Source organism: Oceanicola sp. 502str15 (assembly GCF_024105635.1).
Classification (GTDB): Bacteria; Pseudomonadota; Alphaproteobacteria; order Rhodobacterales; family Rhodobacteraceae; genus Vannielia.
This window is the reverse complement of sequence record NZ_WYDQ01000001.1, coordinates 3759324-3776858: the sequence shown is the minus strand read 5'-3', so window position 1 is coordinate 3776858 and position 17535 is coordinate 3759324. Positions and strand designations below refer to the sequence as shown.

The following is a 17535-nucleotide window of genomic DNA, read 5'->3' as shown; positions in this document are numbered from 1 at the left end:
CGGGCGCAGCTACAGCATTGATTTTACAGACATCAGGCAGGCGGGGAGCGAGGCATGTCGCAGGAGTATGAGGAGCGGCTCGAGCACGCGAACCTCGAAGTTTCGGGCAAGGCACCGGACGAGGATGAACAGCCTGATGTGGCGATGGCCGATTACGGCCCGGTCGACACCTTCAGCCACATGATGGGCATTGGCGTTTCGACCTTTTACATCGTCGCCGCGCTTGCCACGCTTTACGAGGTCTTCAGCCGCTACCTGCTGAACGCCCCGACCCTTTGGGCCTTTGAAACGGTGATGGTGCTCTGCGCCTCGGCCTGGATGCTTTCGGCCGGTTACATCACCCTGAAGCGCCGCCATATTGCCATTACGGTCGTGCATTCGCTCGGCTCGCCCACCACCCGCTGGTGGCTCGATCTCTTCGCCATGCTGGTGGGGGTCGTTGCGCTTTATATGCTGCTGACGGACTCTTCCGTGCGGGCCTATGACTCGGTTGCCCGGATCGAAAAGTCGGGCTCTGCCTTCAACTCGCCGCTGCCGATGATGATGAAGGGCCTGATGACCATCGGCGCCTTCATGTACCTGTCGCAGCTCATGGTGAACCTGCACCGCCACCTGTCGTCCGGTTGGGCGAAGATGCTGGTGAAGGTGGTTGCGGTTTTCTTCGTGGTCTACTTTGTCGCCGCCTTCATGGCCCATGCCATTGGCTGGCACCCGGCGGAGGTGGTGAGCGACTTCTTCGCTTCGATCGGCCAGGCGATGGACCCGTCCAAGGCGCTGAACATGCGCGCGATGGATCTGGGCACGGTCTCGGTCATCATGGTGGTGATGCTGATCGCGCTGATGATGACCGGCATGCCGCTGGGCATCGTCACGCTGATCGTGTCGGTCATCATGGCGGTGGGTTTCTTTGGTCCGCGCGGGTTGTTTCTGGTCAGCTCCAACGCGGTTGGATTGCTGGAGCATTACAGCCTCGTGGCCATTCCGTTCTTCGTGCTGATGGCCTCGATCCTCGAGCGGGCCGGGATTGCCGAAGACCTGTTTGACGCGATGAGCATCTTTGCCGGCAACCTGCGCGGCGGTGTGGCCGTGCAGACGACCGTGGTGGCGGTGATCCTTGCCGCCATGTCGGGCGTGATGGGGGGCGAGATCGTGATGCTCGGCCTTGTCGCCCTGCCACAGATGTTTCGGCTCGGCTACGACCGGAAGCTGGCCATCGGCCTGATCTGTGCGGCCGGGGCCCTGGCCACGCTGATCCCGCCCTCGATCATCATGATCGTCTACGGGCTGTCGGCGGAGGTCGGCATTGGCGACCTGTTCATGGCCGGCGCAATCCCCGGCATCATGCTGGCGGTGTTCTACGCCAGCTACGTGCTGATCCGGGTGAACCTGAACCACTCCCTCGCCCCGACCGCCTCGGAAGTGGCGGCGATCACCGGGCGGGAGCAGAAGCTGACCCGCGAGCGGATGATCGCGGTGGTGCTCTGCATCATCCTGATCGCGGCGGTGATGGGCTCGATCTATGGCGGCGTGGCCTCGGTGACCGAGGCCGCCGCGGTGGGCTGCATCGGGGCGCTCTTCGTGGCTGCCGTGCGCTTCAAGTTCAAGTGGGACGTGCTGAGCGCGGCCATGCTGGGCACGATGGCCACGGTGGGCACGATCATCTGGCTGGTGCTCGGGGCGGTGAGCTTTGTGGGCATCTTCAACCTGGTGGGCGGGGGCGAATTCATGCGCTCGCTGTTCCTCGACCTTGGCCTCTCGGCCATGGGGACGGTGCTGGTGATGATGCTGATCCTGATGGTGCTCGGCACCTTCATGGAGTGGATCGCCATCGTGCTCATCACCGTGCCGGTCTTCGCGCCGGTGGTGATGACCCTTGCACCCGAGCTGGGGCTGACCGAAGATCAGGCCAAGATCTGGTTCGGCATCCTCTTCGTGATGAACATCCAGATCTACTTCCTGTCGCCGCCCTTCGGCCCGGCCTGTTTCTGGCTGAAGTCGGTGGCCCCCAAGGACGTGACATTGCAGGAGATTTTCATCTCGGTGCTGCCCTTCATCGCGCTGCAGATCACCGGACTTCTGCTGGTGATGTTCTTCCCGCAGATCGCCCTGTGGCTGCCCGAACTGCTGAACTGAGGAGAGACCCAAATGATCGGACGCGACTCCCATGACGACATCAACGGCTATGGAATCTGGCCCTGGGTCGGTGGCATAGCCCTGGCGGTTATCATCATCGTGCTGATGTTCACCTTCGCTCAACCCATCTCCTGAGGCCCGCCATGAAGAAGCCTGAAGACCTGCGTTCCGCCCGATGGTTCGCCCCCGATGACCTGCGCTCGATGGGCCACCGCTCGCGTGCGCGGCAGATGGGGCTGGATGGCAACGACTGGGAGGGAAAGCCGGTCATCGCCGTCATCAACACCTGGTCGGACCTGAGCCCCTGTCACCACCACCTGCGCGACCGTGCGGAGTTCGTGAAGAAGGGGGTTTACCAGGCGGGCGGGATGCCTGTGGAGATGCCGGTGCAGAGCTTCTCCGAGCAGTTTCTGAAGCCGACCTCGATGCTCTATCGCAACTTCGGTGCGATGGAGGTGGAGGAGGTGCTGCGCTCGCACCCGATCGACGGGGCGGTGCTGCTGGGCGGCTGCGACAAGTCCACCCCGGCGCTGGTGATGGGCGCGATCTCGATGGGGTTGCCGTTCATCTTCATGCCCGCGGGCGCGATGCTGCGCGGCAACTACGCGGGCAAGCAGCTCGGCTCGGGCACCGACGTGTGGAAGTACTGGGACGAGCGGCGCGCGGGCACCATCGGCAAGGAAGAGTGGGACGGCGTGGAGGGCGGGATTGCCCGCAGCTACGGCACCTGCATGACGATGGGCACGGCCTCGACGATGATGTCGATTGCGGAAGGCTTCGGGCTTTGTCTGCCCGGCGCGTCGAGCATTCCGGCGCCCGATGCGGGGCACAAGCGGATGGCGGCGGCGAGCGGGCGGCGGGCGGTGGAGATGGTCTGGGAGGACCTGACGCCGGAGAAGATCATCACATGGGAAGCGACGCGCAACGCGGTGCGGGTGGCGATGGCGACGGGGTGCTCGACCAATGCGGTCATCCACCTGCTGGCGATGGCGCGGCGCGCCGGGATCGACCTGACGCTGGACGAGTTTGACGCGATCGGCCACGAGGTGCCGGTGTTGGCGAACCTGCGGCCCTCGGGCGACAAGTACCTGATGGAAGATTTCTTCTATGCGGGCGGATTGCCTGCGCTGATGAACGAGCTGGGCGACAAGCTGGAGCTGGGCGCGATGACGGTGACCGGCAAGAGCATTGGCGAGAACATCGCGGGCGCGAAGAACTTCAATGACGATGTGATCCGGCCCTTGAGCAATCCGGTCTATCACGAGGGGAGCCTCGCGGTGCTGAAGGGCAACCTTGCGCCCGATGGCGCGGTGATCAAGCCCGCTGCCTGCAACCCGGATTTCTACCAGCATCGCGGACCGGCGCTGGTGGCCGACAGCTACGCCGAGTTGAAGAAGATCATCAACGATGAAGACTACCCGATGACCGCCGACACCGTTCTGGTGCTTCGCAACGCCGGGCCGCAGGGCGGGCCGGGGATGCCGGAGTGGGGGATGCTGCCGATGCCGAAGGCGCTGCTGAAGCAGGGCATCCGCGACATGGTGCGGATGAGTGACGCGCGGATGAGCGGCACCAGCTATGGCGCCTGCGTGCTGCACATCGCGCCGGAAGCCTATGTGGGCGGACCGCTGGCACTGCTAAAGACGGGCGACATGGTGGTGCTGGATATTCCGGGCCGGAAGCTGGAAATGGAAGTGTCCGACGAGGAGCTGGCCGCGCGGAAGGCGGCATGGCAGCCCCCTGCCCCGCGCTACGAGCGCGGCTATGGCGCGATGTTCTCCCAGCATATCGAGCAGGCCGACAAGGGCTGCGATTTCGACTACCTGCGCACCGATTTCGGTGCCCCCGTTCCCGAGCCGGAGATCAACTAGATGGCACTCGACCTGAGCGAGCGGCGCATTGCCGCGCGGCCTCCTTTGGCGGGGCACAAGCCGCGGTTTCAATGCGACAGCATCGAGAGCCTGACCCTGCGCCACGTGGTCGTGCCGATGGACAAGCCGATCAGCGATGCCAAGGTGCTGACCGGGCGGCAAAGCCCGCTGGCGGCGCTGGACTTGCTGATGGTGGAAGTGGTGAGCGCCGAGGGGCACAAGGGCCTCGGGTTTTCCTACACGCTGCGCGCCGGGGGCGCGGGGATGTATGCGCTGGGCTGCGAGCTGGCGCCTTTCGTGATCGGGCAAGACCCGAACGATATTTCGCGGATCTGGGAGCGGCTGGCGTGGCAGGGGATTTCGCTGGGGCGCGGCGGGATGAGCTATCAGGCGATCTGCGCGTTTGACGTGGCGCTTTGGGACATGAAGGCGCGGCGGGCGGGGCTGCCGCTCGCCAAGCTGTTCGGGGCGCATCGGGATTCGGTGCGGATCTACAATTCGTCGGGGCAGTATTTGCAGGCGTCGATTGACGAGATGAAGGCGGCGGCGGAGGCCTCGATTGCGCGCGGGATCGGCGGGATCAAGATGAAGGTCGGCCAGCCGGACGGGCAGGAAGACCTGAAGCGGATCGACGCGATGCGGGCGCATTTGCCCGAAGAGATCGCCCTGATGATCGACGCCAACCAGCAGTGGGACCGCGCCTATGCCTTGCAGTTCGGCCGGGTGGTGGATGGCATGGGACTGGCCTTCATCGAGGAGCCGCTGGACGCATGGGATTTTGACGGCCACGCCGAATTGGCACGGGCGCTGGCGACCCCGGTGGCGACCGGCGAGATGCTGACCTCGCCGCAGGAGCACTTTGACTTGATCGGCAAGGGCGGCTGCGATGTTTCACAGGTGGATGTGTGCCGGATTGGCGGGTTCACCCCGATGCTGAAGGTCATGACCATGGCTGAGGCGGCGCGGATCGAACTGGCGCCGCATATGGTGATGGAGCTGCATATTCACGCCGCTGCCGCTTTTGGCAGCGAGGGTTGGGTGGAGCATTTTGAATGGTGGGAGCCGCTTTTTGACGAGCGGCTGGAGATTTCGGGCGGCAAGATGCATGTGCCCGACCGTCCCGGGCTGGGCTTTACCCTGAGCGATCAGGCGCGGGGCTGGACGCAGGCGGAGCAGAACTTTGGAGGTGCGGCATGAGCCGTGTGAGAGAGGCGCTGGCCGGGATTTCCGGCATTCTGGTGACGCCCTATGACGAGGCGGGCGAGATTGCCCCGGAAAAGCTGGTGCCGATCATCGACCGGGCGGTTGGCGCGGGTGTCGATATTCTAGTGGTGAACGGGAATACCGGCGAGTTCTATTCGCTGGAAGAGGCCGAGGCGGCGCGGATGTGCTCTTCGGTGGTGGAAATGGTCGATGGGCGCGCGCCGGTGTTTGCCGGGATCGGGCGGAGCATCCGCGAGGCGGAGCGGGCGGCGAAGCATGCCGCGAAGGCCGGGGCGGATGCGCTGATGATCCACCAGACTCCTGATCCGTTCGTGTCGCCCCGTGGTTATGCCGATTATGTGCGGCGCGTGGTGGATGCGGGCGACGGGCTGCCGGTGATGCTCTACCTGCGCAACGACGGGATGGGGCCGAAGGCGATTGCAGATATCTGTTCGATTCCGGGCGTTGCAGGCGTGAAGTGGGCGACGACCAATGCGCTGAACCTGTCGCGCGCCATCGAGGAGAGCCCGGAGGATGTGATCTGGGTTGCGGGGCTGGCCGAGGTCTGGGCGCCGCCGATGTATGCGATGGGCGCGCGGGGGTTCACGAGCGGTTTGATCAACGTCTGGCCGGAGCGGTCGGTGGCGATCCGTGATGCGCTGGCGGCGGGGGACTACCCCGAGGCCGGGCGGCTGATCGAGGGGATGCGGGTGTTCGAAGACATTCGCGCCGAGGAGATGGGCGGCACCAACGTGACCGGCGTGAAGGCCGCGCTGGCGGCGCAGGGAATGGATTGCGGGGCGTGCAGGCCGCCGGGGGCGAGCGGGCTGACCGAGCGACAGGCGGCGGATTTGCGGGGCTTCATGAAAGAGGCGGGGTTGCTGTGAGCGACGTGATGGAAAAATCGCCGGTGATCCGGCTGGACGAGGCCGACAACGTGGTTGTGGCACGGGTCGAGATTGCTGCCGGGACCACGGTGGCGAGCGAGGGCGTGGTGACGCTGCACGACGTGCCGCTGGGCCACAAGATTGCGACGCGGGCGATCCGCAAGGGCGAGCCGGTGCTGAAATACGCGACGATCATCGGCTTTGCGGGCGAGGATATTGCGCCGGGGACGTGGCTGCATTCGCACAACGTGCTCGTGGATGACTTTCAGAAAGACTACCGCTTTTCAAAGGATTACGTGGAGACGCCGGTGCTGCCCGAAGAGGAGCGCGCGCGGTTCATGGGGATCCGGCGGAAGGACGGGCGGATTGGCACGCGCAACTACATCGGGATTTTCATCACGGTGAACTGCTCGGCCACGGTGGCGCGGAAGATTTCTGCCTATTTCGACGAGGAGCGGCTGGAGAAGTGGCCGAACGTCGATGGCGTGGTGGCCTTTGTTCACCAGCAGGGCTGCGGCATGGAGATGACCGGCGAGCCGATGGACCTGCTGCGACGGACGCTGGCGGGGTATATCCGGCATCCGAATACGGCGGGGGCGCTAGTGTGTTCGCTCGGGTGCGAGCGGAACAATCTGGGGGAGTTCTTCGAGAAGGAGTCGCTGGAGAGCGGCAAGATGCTGCGGGCGATCACCATGCAGCATGTGGGCGGCACGGCGGCGGCTGTCGAGGAAGGCAAGCGGGTGATCCGGGAGATGCTGGACGAGGCGAATGCGATCGAGCGGGAGCCGTGCAGCGCGGAGCATCTGATGGTGGGGCTTCAGTGCGGCGGGTCGGACGGGTTTTCGGGGCTGAGTGCCAATCCGGCGCTCGGCAAGGCGGTGGATATTCTGGTGAAGCACGGGGGCACGGCGATCCTGTCCGAGACGCCGGAGCTTTACGGGGTGGAGCATACGCTGACGGCGCGGGCGAAGACGCCGGAGGTGGGGCAGAAGTTCATCGAGCGGATCAACTGGTGGCTGAAGTACAACGAGGGCCGCGATGTGCAGATGAACGGGCGGGTTTCGCCGGGCAACAATGCCGGTGGTTTGGCCAATGTGATCGAGAAGTCGCTGGGTGGCTCGAAGAAGGGCGGCTCGACGGGGATCAATGCGGTGTATGAATATGCGCATCCGGTGCTGGAGAAGGGGCTCGTGATCATGGATACGCCGGGCTACGACCCGGTGAGCGCGACCGGGCAGATTGCGGGTGGGGCGAATTTGGTGTGCTTCACCACCGGGCGGGGGAGCTGTTTTGGCTCGATGCCTGCGCCGACGATCAAGCTGGCGACGAATACGCCGATGTATGGCCGGATGACGGGCGATATGGATGTGAACTGCGGCACGGTGATCGACGGCGACAAGTCGCTGGACGAGGTGGGGCAGGAGATTTTCGAGAAGATGCTGGCGGTGGCGAGCGGAGAGAAGTCGAAGTCCGAGGCGCTGGGGGTGGGCGAGGAGGAGTTTGCGCCCTGGCCGATTGGGGTGACGGGCTGAGCGCCATTCTCCGGTATGACCGGAAGTTCTGTTGAGGGATGAGATCCTCGGGTCGAGCCCGAGGATGACGTGCTGCGGGGGCGCTGGCGCGGGCCGCCGGGGTGGCGGGACAAGTCCCGCCCTACAGGATCACTTTGGGTTCGGGGAGGCCGGCGACGCCGGCGGGGGCCATGTAGGTGACGCCCTGCTTGCCGTCTTTCTTCATGCCGCCACAGGCCGTGGTGACGTAGAGCGTGGTAAGGCCCTCGCCGCCGAAGGCGGGGCAGCTCGACTTGTCGCCGCCCACCGGGATTGCCCGGTCGAAGCTGCCGTCGGGCAGGTAGCGGGCGACGCGGGCAGACCCCCATTGGGCGTTCCAGAGGGCACCTTCGCTGTCGACCACGGAGCCGTCGGGGTAGAGGCCTTCGGCGGTGAGATCCACGAAGACCTCCGGCTCGCCTGCGGGCCAGCCCTCGGCGTCGAGCGGGGTCTTCATGATGCGCTGGGTCACGGTATCGGCCCAATAGGCCAGCCGCCCGCCGGGGGCGAAGCAGATGGAATTGCTGACGGTGATGCCGCTGTAGAGCTGGCGCAGCTCGCCCTTGCAGTAGCGGTAGATCGCCCCTGCCCCGGCCTCTTCCTTCTTGCCCATGGTGCCGATCCAGAAGCCGCCCATCGGGTCGGCGCGGCCATCGTTGGAGCGGGTTACGGCGTTGTCGGCCTCGAGCGGCAGCACCGACTCGCGCACGCCGGTGGCGAGGTCGAAGGTGAAAAGCTCGGTTTCGGAGGCCATGAAGAGCACCTCTTCCGACATCCAGCCAGCGGCGGAGACATGCTCGGTGAAGGTCCATTCGTGCGGGCCATCCTCGCCCCGGGTCAGCAGACGGTTGCCGAGGATGTCGAACCAGAAAAGCTGTGCGCGCAGCGGGTGCCAGAGCGGGCCTTCGCCGAGGCGGCAGGCGCGGGCATCGTAGACCGCGCTCATGGCATCACCGCGTCGTAGGCGGCCACGATGCCAGCGGCCTTTTCGGCCACCTGCGCGGGGGTGTCGCCGGGCTTGTAGAGCGCCGAGCCGATGCCGAAGCCCGAGATGCCTGCCGCCGCCCAGTCACCGAAATTGTCGGGGCCTGCGCCGCCGACGGCGAGAACCTCGGTGCCTGCGGGGAGCACGGCCAACATGGCCTTGAGGCCCGCCGGGCCGACCAGCGAGCCGGGAAAGAGCTTGAGGCCGGTGGCCCCGTGGCGCAGCGCGGTGAAGGCCTCTGAGGGGGTCATGCAGCCGGGGTAACTGAGCATCCCGGCGGCGATGGTGGTGTCGATCACGCGAGGGTTGGTATCGGGTGAGACGACGAGCCGGGCGCCGGTGGCGGAAACTTCGACCACCTGCTTGGGGGTCAGCACGGTGCCTGCGCCGATCACGGCCTTGGGGAAGGCCTTGGCCATGGCGGCGATGCTCTTGAGCGGGTCGGGCGAGTTGAGCGGCACCTCGATGCGGGTGATCCCGGCAGCGATCAGGGCCTCGGTGACGGGCAGGGCCTCGGCGGGTTTGAGGCCGCGGAGGATGGCGATGAGATTGCGGGTCATGGGAGGCTCCGGGTGGTGGGGCGGGCGGTGGGTTGCACCCACCCTACAGCATGCGGGCAGCGGTCAGCCCGGCGAGGGCGAGGTTTTCACCATCATGGGTTTCAGGGGCGACGCCCTGCGCGGCGAGGGCCTTGGCGTAGGGCTCGGTGAGGAGCGGGCCGCCGATGAGGGCGACGCGCTGGCCGAGCCAGTAGGGGCGCGCGGCGGCGAGTTCGAGCCCGATCAGCGTGCCGGAGAGGCGCGCTCGGGCGGTGGCGGGCGGCAGGCCGGTGAGCAGCGAGGCGGCGCGCAGCGAGAACAGCGAGGAGGCGAGGCGCTCGGGGCGCGACATGGCGTCGGTTGCCGCCTCGGCAAAGGCGCTTTCGTCCCAGCCTTCGCCGTGGAGCGAGTGGCGCAGGACCGATTGCGAGGAGAGCAGCGAGAAGAGTTCGCCGGTCATGAAGGTGCGGAAGCTGACGATTTCGCCCGCCGAGACATGGACCCATTTGGAGTGGGTGCCGGGCAGGCAGAGGATGCCGTCGAACTCCGGGTGGCCTGCGAGGAAGCCCGCGACCTGGGTTTCTTCGCCGCGCATCACGTCGGCGGGCTCGGATTGGGAGACGCCGGGCAGGATGCGCACGCTGAGGCGCGGGTCGTTGGTGGGGGCCGTGACCGGCGCGAGGCCGGAGGGCTTGCAGGGGGCGGCGGCATAGGGGGCCTCGACCCAGCCCTGCTTGGCGCCGGCCATGCCGCAGATGAGCACCTCGGTCGGGGCGTGGCCGAGGTATTTATCCGCCAGCGCCAGCAGCGCGGGCTCGTAGCCCTCGGGCGTGAGGCTGCCCATGCCCTGCGAAGAGGTTTCGCGGCCGATCACCTCCCCCTCGGAGCCGATGGCCCAGAGGCGGAGGTTGGAGGTGCCCCAGTCGGCCGCGATCCAGCTTGCGTTCATGCGCCTGTCAGGCTCCGGCGAGATCTTCGGGGAGGATCGCGTCGGGCATGTTCTGGTAGCACACGGGCCGCAGGAAGCGGCGGATCGAGAGGGTGCCGACAGAGGTGGCGCCGAAGTTGGTGGAGGCCGGGTAGGGGCCGCCGTGGACCATCGTGTCGGCCACTTCGACGCCGGTGGGGAAGCCGTTGACCAGCAGGCGGCCTGCCTTGCGCTCGAGGATCGGGAGCAGGGCCTTGGCGCGCTCGGTGTCGCCTTCGTCCATGTGGATGGTGGCGGTGAGCTGGCCTTCGAAGCCCTTTGCCAGGGTCTCCATCTCGTCCTTGCCGGAGACGCGGACGACCAGCCCGAGGGGGCCGAAGACCTCTTCGCCGAGCGCGTGGTCTTGCAGGTAGGCCGCGGCGTCGGTCTCGTAGAGGTTGGGGGAGGCGTTGCGGCCTTCGTCCTCGTTGGTCAGCAGGGGCTGCACGGCGTTGCGGCCATCGAAGCGGGCCTTGCCGTCCTTGTAGGCCTTGGCGATGCCGTCGGTGAGCATGGTCTGGGGTGCGGCCTTGGAGAGCGCCTCCTTGGCGGCGGAGACGAAGGCGTCACCAGCCTCGCCCTTCTCGACCACGGCGATACCGGGGTTGGTGCAGAACTGGCCTGCGCCCATGGTGAGCGAACCGGCCCAGCCTTCGCCCATGGCGGCGCCACGGGCCTTGGCGGCCTCGGGGAGCACGAACATCGGGTTTACGCTGCCGAGTTCCCCGAAGAAGGGGATCGGCTCGGGGCGGGCGGCGCAGAGGTCGAAGAGCGCGCGGCCCCCGCCGAGGGAACCGGTGAAACCGACGGCCTTGATCAGCGGGTGCTCGACGAGGGTGGTGCCGACGTCGCGCTTGCCGCCCTGGATCAGGGAGAAGACGCCGGGGTGGATGCCGCATTTCTTGATCGCGGCGTCGATGGCCTGGGCGACGATTTCGCCGGTGCCGGGGTGGGCGGAGTGGCCCTTGACGACCACCGGGCAGCCTGCGGCCAGCGCGGCGGCGGTGTCGCCGCCAGCGGTGGAGAAGGCGAGCGGGAAGTTGGAGGCACCGAAGACGGCGACGGGCCCGATCGGGCGCTGGACCATCTTGAGGTCGGGGCGCGGCGCGGGGGCGCGGTCGGGCAGCGCCGCGTCGTGGCGCACGTCGAGGTAGTGGCCGTCGCGGATGTGCGACGCGAAGAGGCGAAGCTGGCCGGTGGTGCGGCCGCGCTCGCCCTGCAAGCGGCCCTCGGGCAGGCCAGACTCCGAGGTGCCGATCTCGGTGATCTCGTCACCGCGGGCCTCGATCTCGTCGGCGATGGTTTCAAGGAACTTGGCGCGGGTTTCGCGGGACGAATAGCCGTAGGACCAGAAGGCCTCTTCCGCCGCCTCGCAGGCCTTGTTCACCAGCTCGGGCGTGCCGACGGGATAGTCGAAGGCCTCGCCGTGGGCGGGCTCGGATTTGAAGGTGGACGGGCCGTCGAGCCACTCTCCGGCGATCAGGTGCTTGGACTTGGGTGTAAAGCTCATGGGTCTCCTCACTTGCCCCATTTCAGGGCGATCAGGTCGAGTTCTTTGGACAGTTCGATCAGGCGGGATTTTGTCCGCTGTGACATCGGTTTCAAGGGGTGGCGGACGTGGTCGGAGCCGATCACGCCGCCCTCCATCATGACGGTTTTCGCCGCGCGGAGGCCGCACTGGCGGTTTTCGTGGTTGATGAGCGGCAGGCAGCGCTTCCAGCCGGTGAGCGCGGCCTCGTGGTCGCCGTCGAGATAGTTGACGACGATAGGGCCGATCAGCTCGGGCTGGAGCGCCGAGGTCATGGTGCCGGTGCAGCCTGCGTCGAGGTCGGCCAGAAGGGTCACGGCCTCTTCACCGTCGAAGGGGCCGACGATGTGCTTTCCGCCCTGCTCGATGAGGGCCGCGAGCTTGTCGGCGGCGAAGGGGGTTTCGATCTTGAAGTAGCTGACGTGCTCGATCTCCTTGGCCATGCGCACGAGGGTGGGCACGGGAAGGGAGACGCCGGAAAGCGGGGCGTCCTGCACCATGATCGGGATGTTGATGGCGTCGGAAACCGCCTGAAAATGCTCCATGATCCCGGCCTCGGCGGGCACGAGGCCGACGCCGTGGTAGGGGGGCATCATCATCAGCATGGAGGCGCCGAGGCTTTCGGCATATTTGGCGCGGTCCACCACGATCTGCGTCGAGAAATGCGAGACGGTGACGATCACCGGAACGCGGCCTGCGACATGCTCGATGGAGACGCGGGTGAGCAGGGCGCGCTCTTCATCCGAGAGCACGAATTGCTCGGAATAGTTGGCGAGAATGCAGATGGCATCGACGCCCTGGTCGATCATGCAATCGAGGACGCGGCGCATCCCCTCTTCATCCACCGCGCCTTCGGCGGTGAAGGGCGTGGGGGCGACGGGGAGGATTCCGGTAAGTGGGCTTTGCATGTGTCGTCCTTACGTCAGATGCGGGTGACATGGAACCGGGATACCTGTCTGTAGGTCTCGCCCGGCGAAAGGGTGATTTGGGGATAATCCGGGTGGTTTGGTGCGTCGGGCCAGTGCTGCGGTTCGATCGCGACGCCCGCATGCGGACCATAGGGCGCGCCGCTGTGGCCGGGCACCTCGGAATTGAGGCCGGAGCCATCATAGACCTGTAGGCCGGGCTCGGTGGTGTCGATCTCCAGTTGCAGGTCTGCGGCGGTGAGGGTGCAGGCCGGGTGAAGCTGGGTGCCGGGGGTGCGCAGGCAGAAGTTGTGATCGAGCTTGGGGTCGTCCTGCGGCGTGGTGATGGCGCGGGGCAGGCGAAAATCGAAGCGGGTGCCGGCGACGGGGATCGGGCCGTTTTGCGGGATCTTGTGGGCGTCGACGGCAAGGTAGCTGTCGGCATCGACGTGGAGCTTGTGACCATCGAGGCTGGGGGTGCCGTCGAGGTTCCAGTAGCTGTGGTGGGCGATGTTGCAGAAGGTGGGGGCGTCGGTGGTGCCGGTGATTTCGAGTGTCAGGGCGCCTTCGGCATCGAGCGTGTAGGTGGCGTTGAGGGTGAGGTTGCCGGGGTAGCCCGCCTGCCCGTCTGCCAGCGTGATGGTGAAGATGGCGGAGGTGTCGGTGTGGGCGGCGAGGGCCCAGTTGACGTAGCCGCAGCCATCGGTGCCGCCATGAATTGCGGTGCGGCCTGCCTCGTTGGTTTCGAGCTGGACGATCTCGCCGTTCAGTGGGGCGCGGCCGCCCGCGATGCGGTTGGCGGCGCGGCCCACGACGGCACCGTAATTGCGCATACGGGTGCGGTAGGGCTCGAAGACCGGAGAGCCGAGGACGAGGCTGTGCTCGATGCCCTCGAGGCGGAAGTCTTGCAGGCTTGCGCCCCATGTCATCACGCGGGCAGTGGCGGGGCCATTGGTGAGGGTGACGATCTCGACGGTGTCACCCTCGGGGGTGGTGGCGAAGATTTCGGCTGTCATTCGTGGAAGGGCTCCGTGAGGGTGCGGTGGCCGAGGGTGAAGGCGTCTGCGACGTGGCGCATGGGGGCCAGGTCCATGTCTATCGCGCCTGCTGCGACGAGGCGAGCGAGGTTGGCGTAGAGGCGCGGGTATTCGCCTTTGAGCGCGTCGGCGTCTTCGCCCTGCTCGGCGCCGTCAATCTGGAGGCGCGCGCCGCCGTCGAGCAGCTTGAGGGTGCCTTGGGTGGTTTCGGCCTCGATCTCCCATGTCTGGTCGCCGGTCTGGCGCCAGTCGAAGGTCATTTGGACCTGGGCGGTGGGGTGGGCGAAGGCGAGGGTTGCGCCGATGGGGGCCTGGCAGTTTTCGGGGACTTCCAGGGTGGCGGCGGTCAGGTGGATCGGGTTTGGCAGGATTTCGGTGACGATGGAGAGGGCGTTGATGCCGGGGTCGAAGACGCCGAGGCCGCCGGGTTGCCAGATCCACTCTTGCCCCGGGTGCCAGCGGCGGACGTCTTCTTTCCAGGTGACGGTGAAGTTGGTGAGCTGCTTGTCGGCCAGCCATGCCTTTGCGGCGGGCACCATGGCGGCCTCGCGGCTGTGCCATGAGGCGTAGAGGGTGACGCGGTGCTGGCGGGCGAGCTGTTCGAGCGTGTGGCACTCGGAAAGGGTCGCGCCGGGGGGCTTTTCGAGCATGACGTGGCGGCCTGCCTTGATGGCCTCGGCGGCGAGCGCAAAGCGCGGGACGGGCGGGACGCAGAGGGAGACGACGCGGATTTCAGGGTGGGCGTCGAGCATGGTGGCGAGGTCGGTGTAGGCGGGTGTGCCGTCAACCGTGCCATGGCGCGAGACGGTGGCGGCCAGCTCCCAGTCGGGGGAGCTGGCGATGGAGGGCACGTGCTGGTCGACCGCGATCTTGCCGATGCCGACGAGGGCGATTTCCATGGTTGGTCTCCGGTTTTGGCGGTTGGTGGGTTTCACCCACCCTACTCAGTGTGAATCCCGGCCCACGTCGTTGCCGCGGCAGCCCTTGAGGAAGTCGAGGTCGGCCCCCGTATCCGCGCCCATCACGTGCTGCTGGTGCAGCCATGCGTATCCGGACTTTGGCTGCTCGTGGGTTGGGGACCATGCGGCGAGGCGCTCGGTGAGTTCGGCTTCGGGGATGTCGAGGTGGAGGCGGCGGTTGGCCACGTCGACCTCGATGATGTCGCCCGATTGGACCACCGCAAGCGGGCCACCTGCGGCGGCCTCGGGCGAGGTGTGCAGGATCACGGTGCCGTAGGCGGTGCCGGACATGCGGGCATCGGAGATGCGGACCATGTCGGTGATGCCCTTCTTCAGCACCTTGGGCGGCAGGCCCATGTTGCCGACCTCGGCCATGCCGGGGTAGCCCTTGGGGCCGCAATTCTTCATCACCATGATGCAGGTTTCGTCGATGTCGAGCGCGTCGTCGTTGATGCGGGCCTTGTAGTCGTCGATATCCTCGAACACCACGGCGCGGCCCTTGTGTTGCAGGAGCGCGGGGGTGGCGGCGGAGGGTTTGAGCACCGCGCCGCCGGGGGCGAGGTTGCCCTTGAGCACGACGATGCCGCCGGACTGGGTGAGGGCCTTTTCGGCGGGGAGGATCACGTCATCGTTGTGGTTCACGGCGTCCTTGACCTCGTCCCAGATGCCGGTGCCGGAGACGGTGAGTGCGTCGCGGTGGAGCACGCCGGCTTCACCGAGGCGTTTCAGCACGACGGGCAGGCCACCGGCGTAGAAGAACTCTTCCATCAGGTATTTGCCGGAGGGCATGAGGTTGACGATGGTGGGGATGTCGCGGCCGCAGCGGTCCCAATCTTCCAGCGTCAGGTCGATGCCGACGCGGCCTGCCATGGCGAGCAGGTGGATGACGGCATTGGTGGAGCCGCCGATGGCGGCGTTGGTGCGGATGGCGTTTTCGAAGGCCTGTTTGGTCATCACGTCGGAGGGCTTCAGGTCGTCCTTCACCATCTGGACGATGCGGCGGCCGGAGAGTTGGGCCATGACGCGGCGGCGGGAGTCGACCGCCGGGATGGCGGCGTTTCCGGAGAGGGCCATGCCGAGGGCTTCGGCCATGCTGGCCATCGACGAGGCGGTGCCCATGGTGTTGCAGGTGCCGGTGGAGCGGGACATGCTCTGCTCGGCCTCCAGGAATTCCTCCTGGGTCATCTTCCCGGCCTTCACGTCCTCGGAGAACTTCCAGAGGTGGGTGCCGGAGCCGACGCGCTCGCCCTGGAAGTAGCCGTTGAGCATGGGGCCGCCGGTGACGACGATGGCGGGCAGGTCCACCGAGGCGGCGCCCATCATGAGGGAGGGGGTTGTCTTGTCGCAGCCGACCATCAGCACGCAGCCGTCGATGGGCTGGCCTCGGATGGTTTCCTCAACTGCCAGCGCCGCGAGATTGCGGAACATCATGGCGGTGGGGCGGTAGGTGTTTTCGGAGGCGGAGAACACGGGCACCTCGACGGGGAAGCCGCCGGCCTCCCAGATGCCGGCCTTTACCTTTTCGACCAGTTCCTTGACGTGGCTGCCGTTGCAGGGCGTCAGCTCGGACCAGGTGTTGAGGATGCCAATGACCGGGCGGCCATCGAAGAGGTCATGCGGGTAGCCCTGATTTTTCAGCCAGCCGCGATGGTAGATCGTGTCGCGGGAATTGCCGCCATACCACTCTTGCGAGCGGAGTTTGCGGGGCCAGTCTGCGGGTTGGAAAGCCATGTGTCAGCCCTGCTTTGATTTGTTGTAGACGTCGAAGAGCACGGCCGCGAGCAGCACGAGGCCCTTGATGACCTGCTGATAGTCGATGCCGATGCCCATGATCGACATGCCGTTGTTGAGCACGCCCATCAGGAAGGCGCCAACCACGGCGCCGACGATCTTGCCGACCCCGCCCGACATGGAGGCGCCGCCGATGAAGACGGCTGCGATGACGTCGAGCTCCAGCGCGAAACCGGCCTTGGGCGTTGCCGTGTTGAGACGGGCGGCAAAGACCAGCCCGGCGACGGCGGCGAGAACGCCCATGTTGGTGAAGGCGAGGAAGGTGAGCCGCTCGGTCTTGATGCCCGAGAGCTTGGCGGCCTTCTCGTTGCCGCCCAGGGCATAGACCCGGCGGCCAATCGTCGTTTGCTCGGTGATAAAGGCGTAGATGATCGTGAGCACGCCCATGGTGATGAGCACGTTGGGCAGGCCGCGGAAGGTGGCGAGCTTGTAGCAGATGAAGATCAGCGCCGCGGAGACGATCAGGTTGCGGGCGACGAAGAAGCTGCGGGGCTCGTCCTCGATGCCGTAGGCCTTGTTGCGGGCGCGTTTGCGCATGCCGAGCCAGGTGATGATGGCGGCCGCGACGAGGCCGGTCAGCAAGGCGAGGACATTGACCTTGCGGGCATCGAACAGCCCGGCCAGCGCCTCACCGAGACCGGCGGGGAAGAGATCGGGGATGAAGCCGTTGGCGATGATCTGGAACTCGCGGGGAAAGGGGCCGACGGACTGGCCTTCGAGCAGCCAGAGCGAGGCGCCGCGGAACACCAGCATCCCGGCGAGGGTTACGATGAAACTCGGGATCTTCCAGTAGGCGACCCAATAGCCCTGCGCCGCGCCGATGGCCCCGCCCGCCACGAGGCAGACAAGGATGGTGGCGTAGAGGTTCCAGCCCCAGTTGACGATCATCACCGCCGCCAGCGCGCCGACGAAGCCCATGACCGAGCCAACCGAGAGGTCGATGTTGCCGGAGACGATGACGATGAGCATGCCCAGCGCCATGATGATGATATAACTGTTCTGCAACAGCAGGTTGGTGATGTTCACCGCGCGCAGTAGCGTGCCCTCGGTGACGATCTGGAAGAACACCATGATCGCGATGAGCGCCAGCAGCAGCCCGTATTCGCGCAGGTTGCTCTTGAGGTAGGAGCCGATGCCCTGGGAGGCGGGTTCGTTGTTTTCAGCTAGTGCCATGGGTCTT

15 protein-coding genes are annotated in these 17535 nt (G+C 66.3%); 6 read left to right on the top strand and 9 right to left on the bottom strand.

What is annotated here, in order from left to right:
- Positions 1 to 54: 54 nt before the first annotated feature.
- The 6 genes from GTH22_RS22290 to GTH22_RS18520 are packed head-to-tail and all read left to right on the top strand — an operon-like array spanning position 55 to position 7626.
- Entirely contained in the window at positions 55 to 2133 is a 2079-nt protein-coding gene (locus tag GTH22_RS22290) for a TRAP transporter large permease subunit (RefSeq protein ID WP_371928370.1), read from the top strand.
- A gap of 12 nt (positions 2134 to 2145) precedes the next feature.
- A complete protein-coding gene (locus GTH22_RS18540) occupies positions 2146 to 2268 on the top strand; it encodes a dihydroxy-acid dehydratase (RefSeq protein ID WP_252947072.1) in 123 nt (40 codons plus the stop codon).
- Between the two features lie 8 nt (positions 2269 to 2276).
- Positions 2277 to 4004, top strand: coding sequence for an L-arabinonate dehydratase (araD, locus tag GTH22_RS18535; RefSeq protein WP_252947071.1), 1728 nt, complete (start codon positions 2277 to 2279; stop codon positions 4002 to 4004).
- The gene (locus GTH22_RS18530; protein WP_252947070.1) at positions 4005 to 5201 is read left to right on the top strand and encodes a mandelate racemase/muconate lactonizing enzyme family protein; all 1197 of its coding nucleotides are present in this window, start codon (positions 4005 to 4007) and stop codon (positions 5199 to 5201) included.
- The gene (locus GTH22_RS18525) at positions 5198 to 6094 is read left to right on the top strand and encodes a dihydrodipicolinate synthase family protein (RefSeq protein ID WP_252947069.1); all 897 of its coding nucleotides are present in this window, start codon (positions 5198 to 5200) and stop codon (positions 6092 to 6094) included. Before GTH22_RS18530 ends, GTH22_RS18525 begins: the two co-directional genes overlap by 4 nt.
- Entirely contained in the window at positions 6091 to 7626 is a 1536-nt protein-coding gene (locus GTH22_RS18520; RefSeq protein WP_371928369.1) for a UxaA family hydrolase, read from the top strand. Before GTH22_RS18525 ends, GTH22_RS18520 begins: the two co-directional genes overlap by 4 nt.
- Positions 7627 to 7747: 121 nt before the next feature.
- Here GTH22_RS18520 and GTH22_RS18515 read toward each other — a convergent pair whose 3' ends face one another.
- From GTH22_RS18515 to mmsB, 9 genes are read right to left on the bottom strand one after another with little or no spacing between them, the layout of a single operon-like run.
- Positions 7748 to 8590, bottom strand: coding sequence for an SMP-30/gluconolactonase/LRE family protein (locus GTH22_RS18515; RefSeq protein ID WP_252947068.1), 843 nt, complete (start codon positions 8588 to 8590; stop codon positions 7748 to 7750).
- Complete coding sequence (locus GTH22_RS18510) at positions 8587 to 9189, bottom strand: 2-dehydro-3-deoxy-6-phosphogalactonate aldolase (RefSeq protein WP_252947067.1); 603 nt, start codon at positions 9187 to 9189, stop codon at positions 8587 to 8589. The genes GTH22_RS18515 and GTH22_RS18510 overlap by 4 nt, the downstream gene beginning before the upstream one ends.
- A 43-nt stretch (positions 9190 to 9232) precedes the next feature.
- Positions 9233 to 10117 carry a 2-dehydro-3-deoxygalactonokinase gene (locus GTH22_RS18505; RefSeq protein ID WP_252947066.1) on the bottom strand — a complete coding sequence of 295 codons (885 nt, stop codon included), beginning with the start codon at positions 10115 to 10117 and terminating at the stop codon, positions 9233 to 9235.
- Positions 10118 to 10124: 7 nt separating this feature from the next.
- On the bottom strand, positions 10125 to 11645 hold the full coding sequence (locus tag GTH22_RS18500; protein WP_252947065.1) for an aldehyde dehydrogenase (NADP(+)): 1521 nt from the start codon (positions 11643 to 11645) through the stop codon (positions 10125 to 10127).
- Between the two features lie 8 nt (positions 11646 to 11653).
- Entirely contained in the window at positions 11654 to 12571 is a 918-nt protein-coding gene (locus GTH22_RS18495; RefSeq protein WP_252947064.1) for a dihydrodipicolinate synthase family protein, read from the bottom strand.
- Between the two features lie 14 nt (positions 12572 to 12585).
- On the bottom strand, positions 12586 to 13584 hold the full coding sequence (locus tag GTH22_RS18490) for an aldose epimerase family protein (protein ID WP_252947063.1): 999 nt from the start codon (positions 13582 to 13584) through the stop codon (positions 12586 to 12588).
- Complete coding sequence (locus tag GTH22_RS18485) at positions 13581 to 14504, bottom strand: Gfo/Idh/MocA family protein (protein WP_252947062.1); 924 nt, start codon at positions 14502 to 14504, stop codon at positions 13581 to 13583. The genes GTH22_RS18490 and GTH22_RS18485 overlap by 4 nt, the downstream gene beginning before the upstream one ends.
- Before the next feature lie 45 nt (positions 14505 to 14549).
- Positions 14550 to 16295 carry an L-arabinonate dehydratase gene (gene araD / locus GTH22_RS18480; protein WP_252947061.1) on the bottom strand — a complete coding sequence of 582 codons (1746 nt, stop codon included), beginning with the start codon at positions 16293 to 16295 and terminating at the stop codon, positions 14550 to 14552.
- Between the two features lie 3 nt (positions 16296 to 16298).
- The gene (gene mmsB / locus GTH22_RS18475) at positions 16299 to 17528 is read right to left on the bottom strand and encodes a multiple monosaccharide ABC transporter permease (protein ID WP_252947060.1); all 1230 of its coding nucleotides are present in this window, start codon (positions 17526 to 17528) and stop codon (positions 16299 to 16301) included.
- Positions 17529 to 17535: the final 7 nt, after the last annotated feature.

Bases quoted from the DNA above. Each gene is read 5' to 3' on its own strand.
- GTH22_RS22290 (WP_371928370.1), top strand. From the start codon at position 55: ATGTCGCAGGAGTATGAGGAGCGGCTCGAGCACGCGAACCTCGAAGTT.
- GTH22_RS18540 (WP_252947072.1), top strand. From the start codon at position 2,146: ATGATCGGACGCGACTCCCATGACGACATCAACGGCTATGGAATCTGG.
- araD (WP_252947071.1), top strand. From the start codon at position 2,277: ATGAAGAAGCCTGAAGACCTGCGTTCCGCCCGATGGTTCGCCCCCGAT.
- GTH22_RS18530 (WP_252947070.1), top strand. From the start codon at position 4,005: ATGGCACTCGACCTGAGCGAGCGGCGCATTGCCGCGCGGCCTCCTTTG.
- GTH22_RS18525 (WP_252947069.1), top strand. From the start codon at position 5,198: ATGAGCCGTGTGAGAGAGGCGCTGGCCGGGATTTCCGGCATTCTGGTG.
- GTH22_RS18515 (WP_252947068.1), bottom strand. From the start codon at position 8,590: ATGAGCGCGGTCTACGATGCCCGCGCCTGCCGCCTCGGCGAAGGCCCG.
- GTH22_RS18510 (WP_252947067.1), bottom strand. From the start codon at position 9,189: ATGACCCGCAATCTCATCGCCATCCTCCGCGGCCTCAAACCCGCCGAG.
- GTH22_RS18505 (WP_252947066.1), bottom strand. From the start codon at position 10,117: ATGAACGCAAGCTGGATCGCGGCCGACTGGGGCACCTCCAACCTCCGC.
- GTH22_RS18500 (WP_252947065.1), bottom strand. From the start codon at position 11,645: ATGAGCTTTACACCCAAGTCCAAGCACCTGATCGCCGGAGAGTGGCTC.
- GTH22_RS18495 (WP_252947064.1), bottom strand. From the start codon at position 12,571: ATGCAAAGCCCACTTACCGGAATCCTCCCCGTCGCCCCCACGCCCTTC.
- GTH22_RS18490 (WP_252947063.1), bottom strand. From the start codon at position 13,584: ATGACAGCCGAAATCTTCGCCACCACCCCCGAGGGTGACACCGTCGAG.
- GTH22_RS18485 (WP_252947062.1), bottom strand. From the start codon at position 14,504: ATGGAAATCGCCCTCGTCGGCATCGGCAAGATCGCGGTCGACCAGCAC.
- araD (WP_252947061.1), bottom strand. From the start codon at position 16,295: ATGGCTTTCCAACCCGCAGACTGGCCCCGCAAACTCCGCTCGCAAGAG.
- mmsB (WP_252947060.1), bottom strand. From the start codon at position 17,528: ATGGCACTAGCTGAAAACAACGAACCCGCCTCCCAGGGCATCGGCTCC.